Consider the following 13,773-nt stretch of genomic DNA (forward strand, 5'->3'; position numbering starts at 1 on the left):
ATGAAGTCCTTTCGTAACATCCGCGTCATTCCGGTCGTCCTCGTCGCCGTCGCAGGCCTCGCCACGCTGAAGGTGGTGGGCCTCGCGATCAACGGCGGCTATGTCTTCGACTACAAGCCGAACCAGACCAAGAAATCCTGGGCGCAGGAGAACCTGAATTTCCCCGGCCGCGAGGAGCCGGAAATCATCACCGGCTCGACCCATGGCGCGCCGAAGGAGGCGCCGAAGCCCGCCGCGCCCGAGACCAAGCCCGAGGGCACCGTGGTCAAGGTGGAGGAGGGCCAGCCGCAGGTCTCGGCCTCCGAGCGCGCGATCCTGGAACGGTTGCAGGCGCGGCGGCAGGAGATCGAGGCTCGCCAGCGCGAGATCGATATCCGCGAAAGCCTGCTCAAGTCGGCCGAGAAGCGCATCGAGGGCAAGGTCGAGGAGATGAAGGCGGTGGAAACCCGCATCTCCGCGACGCAGGCCGAGCAGAAGGCCGCCGAAGCCCAGCGCATGAAGGGCCTCGTGACCATGTATGAGGGCATGAAGCCGAAGGATGCCGCGCGGGTGTTCGACCGGCTCGAAATGGGCGTGCTGATCGAGATCGCCTCGGCCATCGCGCCGCGCAAGATGTCGGACATCCTGGGGCTGATGTCGTCCGAGGCCGCCGAGCGCCTGACCGTCGAGATGGCCCGCCGCGCCAATGGCGGCGGCGACCAGTCCGCCTCGGCGGGCGAATTGCCCAAGATCGACGGCAAGCCGACGCAAAAGCCGAACTGAGGGCTCGAGGCGAAGCGCGCTTTCGATTCGCGCGTTGTCGCGCGGTCGTTCGACTGGAGCCCAGCGAGACGCCTCGCGCGCTTAATTCGCGAAGGCCTGTTGCACCCTGCGAGCAGGCGGGCGCAACTGCTGCTCCACCCGAGCGAGGATATTGACCTGCTGCTTGATCAGCGCCCCCTTCGAGACGCGGGTCACGAGCTGCAGGGTGCTGTGGCAACAGGCGCACTCATATGTCTTCAGGGCATATCCTCTGGCGATCGGGACGATCGCGACGACCGCTCTTGCCCTGCTACACACAATGCAACCGGCTTCTCCGCTCATTGATTACCCCCAGAGCTAACCAATGCGATTTGCATCGCCGAGAGTCACATCTGATTCAGAGTCGCGCGCCAACCGCAACGAGCCGAAGGTTGTGAGTGCGCACGCTCGGCAACTCGACAAGGTGGAAATCAGAATCCCGTGCCGGATGCAGCCGGAGCAGGCGGCATCCTCTGGGACTGCGATGAGTTGACGCGCGCAGGTGTGAAGTGGCGTACAGTGGCGCTCAAGGCGCCGTCCTACGCTTCGGCCATTCGCAGTCGGCAGCGCAGGAGGAGGCGATGAACTACTCGTCCGCAGCAGAGCGCGTCATCGAGGCCGTCAACCGCCTGCTCACAGCGGCGATGACATCCGCATGGACATCCGCACTGAGCCATCAGCATGCGGCGCCGCCCGATGGCGAGGACGGCAGCGACGATGAATCTTCTCTCGGCGAAGAGAGCGCCTCGGCGCCCGATGGCGCCGGGAACCAGCACTGAAGACGCCATTGGCCCGGCGGCGTCACACGATCAGATCGTGCAAGCCGTGGCCGTGAGCTGCAACTGGCCCATGAGGAGGATCAACATCGGGTGGAGATAGTTCAGGCGTGAACGCCAGTTCGGACCCGGGGCCTCCTCCGGCCTGGTCGTGATGACCGGCAAGGTCTATGAGATGATCCGGCACCACGCTGTGCTGTGAGCCCTGCGAACCGTTATCCTTGAAATGGAATGAGTCGCCGAGCTGCTGCGTCTCGCTTGCAGGCGGGTGGCCGTTGCCTCCGGTCGATGACTTCGAAAGGCCTGGGTTGAGCGCCATGTCTGCAGTTTCATTGCTGCTACGACCGTGGGCATGAGCTGCCTGCTCGGCGCTTCCCGGGGGAGAGACGCCGTGATGTCCAGCATCGCTCCCGAGCGCAAGCCCGCGGCCGGCGTGCTGTTCGGCGGCAAGATGACCAAAGTTCAGCGCGTCGATGGCAATGTCAGCCATCTGGCCACCCCCAATCGCGCCATTCTTGCCAGCCGCCGAGGCTGTGTCGAAGCCCGTGAAGTGGAAGACGAAGCTGGCTTCCGTCGGTGCGGCGACGGACTGCAACGTCGTAGACGGTCCGCTGGCGGAAGGAGCTACCGCATCAATGGGGGACGTTTCAGTCGCGGCCGTTTGCATCGGATCCGAACTGGAGATGCTGGAATAGTCAGTTCCTCCGATCTGGTCCGAAGTTGAATCCAGGCTGTAGGTCGGCTCGCTTGACTGGATTGCCGGGCTCCCGTCTGCGAGAAGCGTGGCGTCGCCGCTTCCGGAATCGGACGAGATCTCGGCAGTGGTCGTCATGACCGCCGCCGCATCACCCTGCAGGGGTGCGGTGAGGTCGGAGAGCTCGCTGGCCGCCGCGATCACGGGTGCGGCCCCCGGCGCCAGGATGAAGTCCGAGGCGTCGACGGTTGCAATCCCCTGCAAATGGATTTCGAGCAGACTGGAATCGCCGATGTGCAGGGTCTGGTCCGTTGGATTGACGTACACGATGGTTTCATTCGCCGCGCTGTCATAGATCCAGGCGATCGTACGTGCGGGCACCGCCGTGCTGGTCGAGCTCAACGCCAGGATGGCAAACCCAAGCGCGCCAAAGGCGGTCAGGTCGATCTTGTCCGATCCCGACGCGAAGTCGGTGATGGTGTCGAACTGACGGGTGTTGGAATCGGCGACGAACAAATATGCGAAACGGTCGTTCCCATTGCTGCCGGTGAGTTGGTCCGCACCAAATCCGCCGGTTATGGTATCGGCGCCGTTGTTGCCGTTGATCGTGTCGTTTCCCGAGCCGCCGTAGATAAAGTCATCGCCGTCATTGCCCTTGATCGTGTCATTGCCGGAGCCGCTGTAGAGAACGTCAGCTTTGCCGGTCCCGTTGACGGTATCGCTGCCGGCCCCCGCATAGATGACCTGACCTGTGCTGCCGCCGCCGGCAATGGTTTCGCTCCCCGGCGTTCCGAACACGTTCGGGGGATCGCTTATCACGATGGAGCCGGTGGCCAGGTTGTCGAAATCGTTGGGGTCCGCATCGCTGGCGCCATGAATGGCGACGGTCACCGTCTGCGTCGTACCGTCGATCGCAGTGACCGTGAATGTGTCGGTCAAGGTGTCGCCGACATCGAGAGCCTGAACCACGCCGTTGTTGTTGTCGAGCGAGTAAGTCCACACGCCGGCTGCGGTCATCGTGAAGGTGCCGTATCCGTCGTCGCTCGCGGTCGGCGAAGAGACTGCGGTGAACGTATTCGGCGCGTTGTCGACGTCTGTATCGGTCAGCGTGCCGGTCGCAATGGGTGCGCCGGGCGCGAAGGTTCCTGCCTCGGTCACCGAGCCGGTCGTGGTGCCGGAAATCAGGGCTGCGTCGTTGCTGCCGAAAATGGTGATCGTCACCGTCTGCGGCGTGCCGTCGAGGCTGGTGACGGTGAAACTGTCGGTGAGTGTATCGCCGACATTGAGCGCCTGCACCGCGCCGCTCGCATTGTCGAGTGTGTAGGTCCACGCGCCGGCCGCGGTGATCGTATAGGCACCATAACCGCCCGTGCTCGCCTTGGGCGAGCTCACTGCCGTGAAGGTATTGGACGCATTGTCGACATCGGCGGCCACGAGCGTGCCCGTTGCGCTCGGCGCGCCGGGTGTGGAGTTGGCAACGCCTCCGGCCTCGGTCACCGATCCGGCGGCTGTGCCGGAAATCACGGCAGCATCGTTGCTGCCGTGGATGGCAATCGTCACCACTTGGGCGGTTCCGTCCAGAGTGGTCACCGTAAAGCTGTCGGTCAGTGTCTCACCGGCATTGAGCGCCTGCACCGCGCTGTTGGCGTTGTCGAGCGTGTAGGTCCAGACGCCCGCTGCCGTGATGGTGAACGTGCCGTAGCCGGCCGCGCTCGCGGTTGGCGAGCCGACTGCCGTGAATGCATTTGCGGTCGTGTCGACGTCGGTGTCGATGAGCGTGCCGGTTGCGGCAGGCGTACCGGGATTCGCATTGGCGATGCCGCCAGCCTCGATGACGGCGCCGGTCGTGTCGCCGGAGATGACCGCTGCATCATTGGCTCCGTGGATGGTGATCGTCACCACCTGAGGGGTGCCTCCGATCGTGGTCACCGTGAAGCTGTCGGTTAGCGTTTCGCCGGCATTGAGCCTCTGCACAGCCGGGGTGGCGTCGTCCAAGGTGTAGGTCCACACGCCGGAGGCCGTCATGGTGAAGGTGCCGTAGCCACCGGCGCTCGCTTTTGGGGAGCTCACTGCGGTGAAGGTATTGGGCGGATCGTCGACGTCCGTGTCCGTGAGGGTGCCGGTCGCAACCGGCATGCCAGGCGTTCCGTTGGCGATGCCGCCAGCCTCGATCGTAGACCCTGTCGTGGTGCCGGAGATGATTGCGGCGTCGTTGACACCGTTGATGGCGATGGTGAAGGTCTGGCTGATAGAGGTAACTCCGTTGGAGGCGGTGATAACGAAGTCGTCTGTCGTGGGCGCCTTCAGCGCGTTGATTGCGGCATCGTCAGGCTCGAACCTGTAGGCGCCGCTCGTGCTGTTGACGTAGAGCACCCCATAGGGGCTCGCCTTCGACAAATCGTATGTCACTCCGCCGAGGACCGTATTGGTGGAAATCGCCCCGACGACGCCAAAGCTCAGCTGGCCGCCGCCGGTGCCGCTGTTGGCACTGAAGGTTCCTGTCGTCGCAGCGAAAGTATCGAAGACCACCGTGTCGAGCTCAATTGGCCCAGCCCCGGTGCTGAGACTCGGTGGTACAGGTTCAAGAGGCGCCAGGGTGATGAACGGCAGCGTACTCGGCGTAAGCTGCAGCGCAGGCGCATCCGGCTGAATGAAATTGATCGGCTGCAGTGACTGGGATTTGACGAAGGGAGGCGTGCTTGAGCCATGCGGCCCCTGTCCTCCGAGATTGGCGAGCACGTCCTGTTGCGCGGCGTGCAATTCGTCCATGCGAGCGGACGTGTTCGTGACCTGATTGACACTGATGCTGGAGCCCACCTTCTTGAGTATGATCGTCTCGCCCGGATCTTCGACGATGATACGCCGTGGGATCGGCTCCTTGGTCACGAGCTCGAATGCGCCATGCGCAAGGTCCTTGTAAGTGATGGAGTCCTCGTCCAGGAGCGTGACGTCCGGGTCAGCGGCTTCGGCATTTCGTCCGAGCGAGAAAGTCAATGCTGCAAGCGTCAGCATTCCCGAGCCGCCCGCGTGCCCTCGGGCGCGAATGCCTGCAACCGACGTGTTCAGCTGGAGAGGCCGGGTCTCTGCCACCCGGCCTGGTGCGGAAGTGAAGCTCCCTCGGGTCTCGTCGAACAGGGCTGCAGGTAGCTCGCCTTCGAACACGAATTCGCTCAGCGAGACGCGAGTGCCGCGGGAGATATTGAAGGAAGTACCGTCGATGAAGCGAACTGTGATCTGTCCGTCGGCATCGGTCTCGATCACGTCAGTCCGGTAGACAGGCGCGCCAGCTACGGCCTGCGTGGTGATGCCACTGGCTCGCGTGAGCGTACCGCAACCGATCACTGTCTGAATATGGCCGATGATTTGGACGGGCAAGGCCATTGCAGGCCCGGTACCAACCTGGATGTCGGATGCTGACATGGCTCGACCTCGCCTGGGTGATCGATTCAGGCTCGGCGTGCTGCCACGGTCTTTTTGGGGCGGCCCTCGCCAAGGGACAAATATCCTGGGCGCTGGCAGCCGAAGGCTTGCCCGCCGAAATCATCAAGTCTGCTATCGAGAGATGCATTGCGCGGCGACGGTGACGCGTACCGCCATTCGCGCACCCCTCCCGCCAAAGTGATTAAATTGACAAACGAGACGTATTTAATTTGTGGCATTTTCCTAGCGCGGCGATAAAGTAGGCCGGTTAACCAAATTAAACAAGAATTATGTTCGTTGTGATTGCGCTTCGCGGTTCGAAAATGAGCCGCCGACAGCGACAGGATCTCTCGAGAAAGGGGGGATCATGTGTAGACTTAAAATAACTGCTATGGCGGCGGGCCTGGTCTTGGCGCTGTTAAATCTCTTGCCGAGTGCGGCTCGAGCACAAATCGATCCCGCCGGGCCCGCCGTCGCCAGTTCGTCGTCCAAACCGATTGGCAAGGTGGTGGCGGCCACAGGCACTGTCACGATCGTACACGCGGGCGCAGTGATCGTTCAGGCGAATGTCTCAGGTGAGCCCGGTCGCGCCAAGACGGGTGATCTCGTCTATCTCGGTGACGTGGTGCTGACCGGGGCCGACAGCCGAGTCGGAATAAACTTCAGCGACGGCAGCTCGTTCAATCTATCGAGCAACGCCCGTATTGTGCTGGATCAGTATGTGTATGAGCCGGCCGGCAGGTCCAATGCGGCCCTGTTCAGTCTCGCCAAGGGAACGTTCACTTTCGTTGCGGGCAATGTTGCGAAGACCGGCGACATGAAGGTCGATACGCCCGTTGCCACGTTGGGAATCCGAGGTACGACGCCGCACATCGAGCTTTCGGAGGACGGGTCAGCCAAATTTTCGACGCTGATCGAAGAGGGCAAAAGCAAGCGCCTGAAGAAGCCGCCCGCAGGCGCGGCGCCGGAGCCCGATCGAAGCGCCAATCGCAGGCTCAATATCTGTCGGGGGTGCTGAGACGTTGCTTGGCCGAAGCCGCCCTGATGCCGGCCAGAGTCGGCTCGGCAGAGAGACAAGATGAGTGCTTCGTTCGCCTGGGGATTTGACGCCTGGTGTGAAAATGACCGCACGACCCAGCGCCATCAGGGCAGTGATGCTCATTCTCGTCGTTGGACTGGCCGGTTCGTCGGGCTTGGCGCAGACGCCGAAGAAGGGCAGCTCACTCAAGAACATCGAACTGTGTAACGGGTCGGATCGCCTCTCGCCCGAAGCTCGGATCGATGCCTGCACGGCGTTTATCGATGCGGGCGAGGGGAGCGCAAACGGCTTCGCCGTCGCCCACAACAACAGGGGCAATGCCCGTAGCGCCAAAGCCGACTACGGCGGCGCGATCAAGGATTTCCTTGAAGCGACCCGGCTCAACCCCAATTATGCGAAAGCCTTCAACAACCTCGGCGTGGCCTATCTGAGGACGGGCTCGCACGACCTCGCTCTTGGCGCTTTTCAGGAGGCGCTGAAGCTCAACCCCGACTATGCCACTGCTTTTGCCAACCGTGCGGCAACGTACTTGAAGAGGAATGCGTACGACCGTGCGGCGCAGGACTATGACGAAGCAATTCGCCTTGACCCGAAGCTGGAGGCGGCGTGGAGCGGACGCTGTTGGGCCCGAGCCGTCCTCGGCGCCCTGCAGGCTGCGATGGAGGATTGCGAGATGGTGCTTCGATCGGGAGCGGGCAACGCCGCGACATACGATTCGCGAGCCCTGATAAATCTGAAGATGGGACAACTCTCCGCGGCTGTCGACGATTACAATTCGGCGCTGCGATACGCGCCCAAGCTGGCGAGCGCGCTGTACGGTCGCGGGGTAGCCAGATTCAAGCTCGGCGACACCGATGGCGGCAACAGCGATATCTCGGCGGCCAGGAGAATCGACGCTGGAATCGCCGAAGACTTTGTCCGCTATGGGGTGCCGTCGAGGGACTGACCAGCCGCGACGGCACCGTCGTGCAGCCGTTAACAACTGCTTAACCGCCTGCGTCTCAAATTCAACTGGCGGATCGGGCCCCGCTCGACCCGGCACGGCGTGCTGTTCCCAGCGCAAACCAAGAGATAGCATTAACAAGTCCTTAATTGGCGAGACCTACAGTCGACGGCACCGCCGGCGCCATGCCGGCATGACCGCCGAACCGGAAGAAATACCGCCAATGGCGCGAAAGGCTGCCGCTGGATTTGTGTCGCGAGCCCGCGCTTTGGCGCGAGGCTTGTCGCGCCATGTCGGCGGGGCGTCTTTGCTGGCGGCCTGTTTCCTGATTGGCATCGGTGCGCCGGTCCGGGCCGCCGATCCGATCAGGGGCGAGGCGACGTTTTCAGCCGGTGGCGGCTTTGCCCGTCTCGTCATCAAGCTCGGCGAGGACGTTCCCTCCGAGGTGACGACCGCAGGCTCCATCCTCATCATCCGCTTCGACCGGCCCGTCGATGTTCCCGTCGACCGCGTACCGGAAGGCGCGCCCGATTACGTCAACTCCGCCCGCCGCGATCCCGACGGCGGCGCCATTCGCCTGTCGCTGGCGCGGCGCGTCACCGTCAACACCATGAACGCCGGCGAGCGCACCTTCGTCGACCTGCTGCCCGAGGGCTGGAAGGGGCCGCCGCCGAGCCTGCCTATGGACGTGGTCAAGGAGCTCGCGGAGCGGGCACGCGCGGCCGAGCGTGCGCTGCGCGCCCAGCGCGCCGCTGCGGAGGCCAAGAAGCGTCCGCAGATCCGCGTCCGTGCCTCGATGCAGCCGACCTTCGTGCGCTTCGTGTTCGAGATGCCCGACGGGGTCGGCGTCTCCTCCGTGCTCAACGAGCAGAAGCTGACGCTGGTCTTCAACGCCAATCTCAATTTCGACCTGGCGGACGCGGTGGTCGCCGCGCCGCCGAACGTCGCCTCGATCAAGCAGAAGTCCGATATCGACCAGACCAATGTCGAGATCGCGCTGATCGGCGATTCCGACGTGCATTCGTTCCGCGACGAGAAGAACTATGTCGTCGACGTCTCCTTCCAGCCCGACAAGAGCAAGTCGGCTGCGACGCCCGAGGCGACGATCGCGCAGATGAAGCCGGCCGGTCACGGGCCGGCAGCTAGCCCTGCGCCCGCGCCGGAAAAGCCCGCCGCCGAGAAAAAGGACGCCCACCGAGAGATCGCGCCGCCGACCTCCGAGACGATCGCGCGCGAGGCCAAGATCGACATCAAGCCCGAGGCGAAGGTGGAAGCGCCCGCCGCGCTGCCGCCCGCCGATGCGCCGAAACCGGCAGCCCCTCCCGCGGCCGAGGCGGCGCAGGCTCCCGAGGGGCCCAAGGAGGCTGCGAAGCCGGCTCCGCCAGCGCCGGCGGCTGCGCCTGTCGAAGCGCCCAAGGAGATCGCGAAGGAACCGGCCAAGGATGCCGCCAAGGATGCCGGCACGGATGTCGCCAAGGCCGCGCCGGCGCCGGTCGCGCCAACGATTGCCGGCGTCGATGCACGCCGCGACAGCGACGGCCTGCGCGTGACGTTCCCGCTTCAGGTCGCAACGCCGGCGGCAGCGTTCCGCCGCGGCGACACCGTGTGGCTGGTGTTCGATACGCCGAAGCCCGTCGATGTCGAGGCGATCCGCAGCAAGGGCGGCGCGATGATCGGCGAGGTCGGCCGCATCCCGCTCGACAAGGGGCAGGCGGTCCGCATCCGTCTCACCCGCCCGCTGGTCTATTCGCTGACGAGTGAGGAGGTCGGCAAGGAGACCAACTGGATGTTGACGCTCGCCGACAAGATCCAGGCGACGCCGCTGCCGCTGATGATGTCGCGCAACATCACCGATCCCGCGCTGGCCAACATTGCGATCCCCTTCGCCAATCCGGGCCAGCTGCACAAGCTCACCGATCCCGACGCCGGCGACACGCTCTATGTCGTCACCGGGCAGCGGCCGGTGCGCGGCTTCATCAAGCGGCAGGACCTCGTCGATCTCTCGCTGCTGGAATCCGCGCACGGCATCGCGATCCGGCCGAACTCCGACGAGATCGGCGTCGAGGTCGGCACCGACAAGGTGATACTCGGCAAGAAGGGTGGCTTGACGCTGTCGCCGGTCGACATCTCGGCCGAGCGGGCGCCGACCGCGGTGCGCCCGATCTTCAGTCCCGAAGGCTGGCGCAAGGGTCAGTCGGAAAACTTCATGACGCGCCAGAGCGAGCTGATGACGGCGATCTCGGCGGTCGAGCCGGCGCTGCGTTCGCTGCCGCGGCTCGATCTTGCGCAATTCTACATGTCGCGCGCCATGTATCACGAGGCCAAGGCCGTGACCGACGTGATGCTGAGCGATCCCCTCAACAAGGAGGAGAGCGGTGCGCTGATCATGCATGCGATCGCCAGCATCCTGATCGGCCGGACCGCGCAGGGCCTTAAGGATCTCGCCAATCCTGCGATCGGCAACAGCCACGATTCCCAGCTCTGGAAGGCGCTCGCCTATGCGCGCCAGGGCAAATGGGCCGATGCGCGCGAGAAGTTCAAGAACGTCGAATTCGCCATCGCCTCGCTGCCGCTCGACATCCAGCGCATCGTGACGATGGACGCGATGCGCGCATCCCTCGAGGTGAAGGACTATGCCGGCGCCTCCAAGCGCCGCAGCGAGCTCGAGGTGGTCGGTGTCCCGCCCGAGGCCGCGCCGGGCTTCGCCGTGCTGCGCGGCCGGCTCGCCGAGGCGCTCGGCCACGACAAGGATGCGCTCGACGACTACAAGTTCGCGGTCGCCTCGAACGACCGTCCGGCTGCGGCCGAGGCCAAGCAGCTCGAGGTCGCGCTGCGCCAGAAGCGCGACGAGATCGGCAAGGAAGAGGCGCTGCGCGAGCTCGAGACGCTGTCGATGACCTGGCGCGGCGACGCGATCGAGGTCAAGACGCTGCAGATGCTGTCGCGCCTCTATGCCGAGAACGGACGCTACCGCGATGCGCTCACCGCCGCGCGCACCGCGACCAGGCTCCAGCCGAACGCGGAAGCCTCGCGTCAGGCGCAGGATCTTGCCTCCGAGCTGTTCACGCAGATCTTCCTCGGGCCGAAGGGCGACGAGCTGCCGCCGGTCGAGGCGCTCGGGATGTTCTACGAATTCCGCGAGCTGACGCCGATCGGCCGCCGCGGCGACGAGCTGATCCGCCGGCTCGCCGACCGTCTCGCCGCGATCGATCTGCTCGACCAGGCCGCCGAGCTCCTGCAATACCAGGTCGATCATCGCCTCGAAGGCGCCGCGCGCGCCCAGGTCGCCGCGCGCCTTGCCATGATCTATCTCGCCAACCGCAAGCCCGACATGGCGATCACCGCGCTGCGCGCGAGCCGCATCAGCGATCTCTCCGGCGAGCTCCGGCAGCAGCGCCTGCTGCTGGAAGCGCGCGCGCAGAGCGACGTCGGCCGTCACGATCTCGCGCTCGACATCGTCTCCAACGTCGCCGGGCGGGAGGTGCTCCGCCTGCGCTCCGACATCTTCTGGGCGGCGCGGCGCTGGCGCGAGTCCGCCGAGCAGATCGAGCTCTATTACGGTGACCGCTTCCGCGACTTCAAGCCGCTCAATGCGGTCGAGAAGAGCGACATCATCCGCGCCGCCGTCGGCTATGCACTCGCCGACGACTCGATCGGCCTGTCGCGCTTCCGCGAGAAATACGCCCCGCTGATGAGCGAGAGCGCCGACCGTCTCGCCTTCGACATTGCGAGCAAGCCGGCCGCAGCCTCCAGCGCCGAATTCGCCGAGATCGCCAAGCTCGCCGCCAGCGTCGACACGCTCGACGGTTTCCTGCGCGAGATGAAGCAGCGCTTCCCCGACGCCACGGCGCGCGCACCCGGCGCTCCGCAGGCCAAGGACACGAGCGACCACACCGGCTCGCTGCCTACGATCCCGGTTGTCCGGCAGATCAAGATGACGCGGTAGAGCTCGCTACCGCCCGAGGCGCGGCCCGCGACGGTTCCACGATCTCGTCATTGCGAGCGTAGCGAAGCAATCCAGAGTCGTTCCGCTGAGGCAGTCTGGATTGCTTCGTCGCAAGGGCTCCTCGCAATGACGGGGAGGGAGCGGAGGCGATCGCTGAGGGCGGAGGGGATGCAGGCATCGCCCGAAGGCCGCCTCACCCCCCGTAACTCTGCACCAAGCTCCCCGCCACCAGCGACCAGCCGTCGACCAGCACGAAGAAGATCAGCTTGAACGGCAGCGAGATCGTCGCCGGCGGCAGCATCATCATGCCCATCGACATCAGCACCGAGGCGACGACGAGGTCGATGATCAGGAAGGGCAGGAACAACAGGAAGCCGATCTCGAAGGCGCGCTTCAGCTCGGAGATCATGAAGGCGGGGACGAGAATGCGCAGTGCGAGATCGTCCGGCGTGGCGGGCGGCGCCTCGCCGGAGAGATCCAGGAACAGTTTCAGGTCCTTCTCGCGCACGTTCTTCTGCATGAAGCCGCGGAGGGGCACGGAGGCGCGCTGAAGCGCATCCTCGACGCCGATCTGGTTGGCGACGAGCGGGCGGATGCCCTCGTCATAGGATTTCTGCAGGACAGGTCCCATCACGAAGAAGGTGAGGAACATCGCGAGCGCGATGATCACCGAGTTCGGCGGGGCAGTCGCGGTGCCCATCGCGGTGCGCAGCAGCGACAGCACCACCACGATGCGCGTGAACGACGTCATCATGATCAGGATCGACGGCGCGATCGAGAGCACCGTGAGCAGCGCGATCAGCTGGATCGCGCGCTCGGTGACGCCGCCGCCGCCCGCGCCGCCGCCGAGATTGATGCTGATGTCCTGGGCATGCGCGAGGCTCGCGAGCGAAGCCGCACCGACCAGGACAGAAAGGAAAAGAACTCTACGCGGGAGGGCCGGCAACCTCACGAAGACGGCTTCGGACGGCCGAGCAGGGAGGCCATCTCGTCTTCGAGATTTTCAAAGCTGGTCTTTTCCGCGGCCGGCTTCGCCGGCGGGGCGGGCGGCGCCGGCGGCTCGCTGCGAGCGGCGCGCGCCGGAGCGGGCGGCGGCTCGGGCGCAACCGGGGGCGCGACCGTTTCGCCGGCCGGGCGGCGCAGGGCAGCCTCCAGGCGCTGCGCCATTTCGGCGAGATTCTGCTCGGCGCTCGAGGGCGCGGCAGCAGGCGCCGGCGGCGGAACGGGCGGAGCCTGCGGCACGGGCGGAGGAGGCGGTGGTGCGGCGGCGCGCTCGGCCCGCACCGGCGGCATCTTCATCGGCTCACTGCCGCGCGGCGGACGCGGCATCAGCGGCGGCTCGCCGCGGGCAATGCGCGGCGGCAGCGGCTCGGGCCGCGGTTCGCGCTCGGGACGTGGCGCGACCGGCTCCGGCGGAAAGCCGCCCAGGGCCGGCTCGCTGCGGCGTTCGGCCAGGGCAGGCGCAGGCCGGCGCACTTCGTCGGCGAAGGAGGGGCGCGCGGGCCGCGGCGGCGGCTCGGGCATTGGCGGCTCGGGATGATCGAGCAGCTCGGGCCGCGGCGCGTCATCGGCCCAGCCGCCGGCATCGGGCATCGGCGCAAGGCGCGGCGGTTCGGCGGCATTCGGCCGTTGCGGGATCTGGTCGCGGCTGGGCGCGGCGCGAACGATGTTGGGCTCGACGACGATGTCGGTCGGGCCGCCGATCATCAGCAGATGCTCGACATTGTCGCGCCGGACCAGCACCAGCCGGCGCCGGCCGTCGACCGCGGCGGCGTCGATCACGGCGAGGCGGGGCATCCGGCCGCGCTGGGTGTTGGCGCCGATGCGGCTACCGGCGAATCGGCGAACCAGCCACGCAGCGACGCCGATCAACGCCAGCACGACGATGAACGCGACGATGAAGGTGATAGGGCTGCCTTGCATACTTGTCCCCGACAAATGGCGCTTTTCTCGTGCCCATGGTCAGTTGAGCCGACCACCGGCGGACGATGCCCCAAAACTGCGATTTCTTAACGTTCCACGGCAAGTTTTGCCGTCCCCAACTCTTAATAACCCATGAATCGCCCGATCCAAAACGACTTCTTGCCCTGTGCACGCGCCGCCAAACGGTTGGGTTAATGCCACTTTTCGCGGGGGCGAATCGCGCCGGCGCGAGAATCAGCTTCGGCTGGGAGA

General features: G+C 65.3%; 9 protein-coding genes. 6 read left to right on the top strand and 3 right to left on the bottom strand.

All coding sequences use genetic code 11. The features are described from left to right. Positions 1–762: a MotE family protein gene (locus tag ACNJYA_RS13930; RefSeq protein ID WP_172782879.1), complete on the top strand. Its 762-nt coding sequence runs from the start codon at positions 1–3 to the stop codon at positions 760–762. 599 nt (positions 763–1,361) lie between these two features. Continuing rightward, positions 1,362–1,559 (top strand): hypothetical protein, encoded by a 198-nt coding sequence (locus ACNJYA_RS13935; protein ID WP_212257961.1) that lies wholly within the window; start codon positions 1,362–1,364, stop codon positions 1,557–1,559. 22 nt (positions 1,560–1,581) lie between these two features. On the opposite strand, the gene ACNJYA_RS13940 is transcribed toward ACNJYA_RS13935, so the two are convergent. Next, positions 1,582–5,670 (bottom strand): VCBS domain-containing protein, encoded by a 4,089-nt coding sequence (locus tag ACNJYA_RS13940; protein WP_246571503.1) that lies wholly within the window; start codon positions 5,668–5,670, stop codon positions 1,582–1,584. Between ACNJYA_RS13940 and ACNJYA_RS13945 the strand changes: the two genes are divergently transcribed. The 4 genes from ACNJYA_RS13945 to ACNJYA_RS13960 all read left to right on the top strand — a co-directional run bounded on the left by ACNJYA_RS13945 (position 5,661) and on the right by ACNJYA_RS13960 (position 11,598). Next, a complete protein-coding gene (locus ACNJYA_RS13945) occupies positions 5,661–5,834 on the top strand; it encodes a hypothetical protein (protein ID WP_172782881.1) in 174 nt (57 codons plus the stop codon). The genes ACNJYA_RS13940 and ACNJYA_RS13945 overlap by 10 nt on opposite strands. 227 nt (positions 5,835–6,061) lie before the next feature. Continuing rightward, positions 6,062–6,688 carry a FecR family protein gene (locus ACNJYA_RS13950; RefSeq protein ID WP_246571506.1) on the top strand — a complete coding sequence of 209 codons (627 nt, stop codon included), beginning with the start codon at positions 6,062–6,064 and terminating at the stop codon, positions 6,686–6,688. A gap of 103 nt (positions 6,689–6,791) precedes the next feature. Beyond that, positions 6,792–7,655: a tetratricopeptide repeat protein gene (locus ACNJYA_RS13955; protein ID WP_439403111.1), complete on the top strand. Its 864-nt coding sequence runs from the start codon at positions 6,792–6,794 to the stop codon at positions 7,653–7,655. A 220-nt stretch (positions 7,656–7,875) separates the two neighbouring features. After that, the gene (locus tag ACNJYA_RS13960; protein ID WP_439403112.1) at positions 7,876–11,598 is read left to right on the top strand and encodes a tetratricopeptide repeat protein; all 3,723 of its coding nucleotides are present in this window, start codon (positions 7,876–7,878) and stop codon (positions 11,596–11,598) included. Between the two features lie 193 nt (positions 11,599–11,791). Here the strand turns inward: ACNJYA_RS13960 and fliP are convergent, their stop codons facing one another. Continuing rightward, on the bottom strand, positions 11,792–12,550 hold the full coding sequence (gene fliP / locus ACNJYA_RS13965; protein ID WP_172782885.1) for a flagellar type III secretion system pore protein FliP: 759 nt from the start codon (positions 12,548–12,550) through the stop codon (positions 11,792–11,794). Continuing rightward, positions 12,547–13,521, bottom strand: a complete 975-nt coding sequence (locus ACNJYA_RS13970) for a flagellar biosynthetic protein FliO (protein WP_260379917.1) — start codon at positions 13,519–13,521, stop codon at positions 12,547–12,549. The genes fliP and ACNJYA_RS13970 overlap by 4 nt, the downstream gene beginning before the upstream one ends. Between the last annotated feature and the right edge of the window lie 252 nt (positions 13,522–13,773).

Source organism: Bradyrhizobium sp. BLXBL-01, assembly GCF_051853025.1.
Taxonomy (GTDB): Bacteria; Pseudomonadota; Alphaproteobacteria; order Rhizobiales; family Xanthobacteraceae; genus Bradyrhizobium.

Coding starts and splice junctions, on each gene's coding strand:
- ACNJYA_RS13930 (WP_172782879.1), top strand. CDS start 1: ATGAAGTCCTTTCGTAACATCCGCGTCATTCCGGTCGTCCTCGTCGCC.
- ACNJYA_RS13935 (WP_212257961.1), top strand. CDS start 1,362: ATGAACTACTCGTCCGCAGCAGAGCGCGTCATCGAGGCCGTCAACCGC.
- ACNJYA_RS13945 (WP_172782881.1), top strand. CDS start 5,661: ATGCTGACATGGCTCGACCTCGCCTGGGTGATCGATTCAGGCTCGGCG.
- ACNJYA_RS13940 (WP_246571503.1), bottom strand. CDS start 5,670: ATGTCAGCATCCGACATCCAGGTTGGTACCGGGCCTGCAATGGCCTTG.
- ACNJYA_RS13950 (WP_246571506.1), top strand. CDS start 6,062: ATGGCGGCGGGCCTGGTCTTGGCGCTGTTAAATCTCTTGCCGAGTGCG.
- ACNJYA_RS13955 (WP_439403111.1), top strand. CDS start 6,792: ATGACCGCACGACCCAGCGCCATCAGGGCAGTGATGCTCATTCTCGTC.
- ACNJYA_RS13960 (WP_439403112.1), top strand. CDS start 7,876: ATGGCGCGAAAGGCTGCCGCTGGATTTGTGTCGCGAGCCCGCGCTTTG.
- ACNJYA_RS13970 (WP_260379917.1), bottom strand. CDS start 13,521: ATGCAAGGCAGCCCTATCACCTTCATCGTCGCGTTCATCGTCGTGCTG.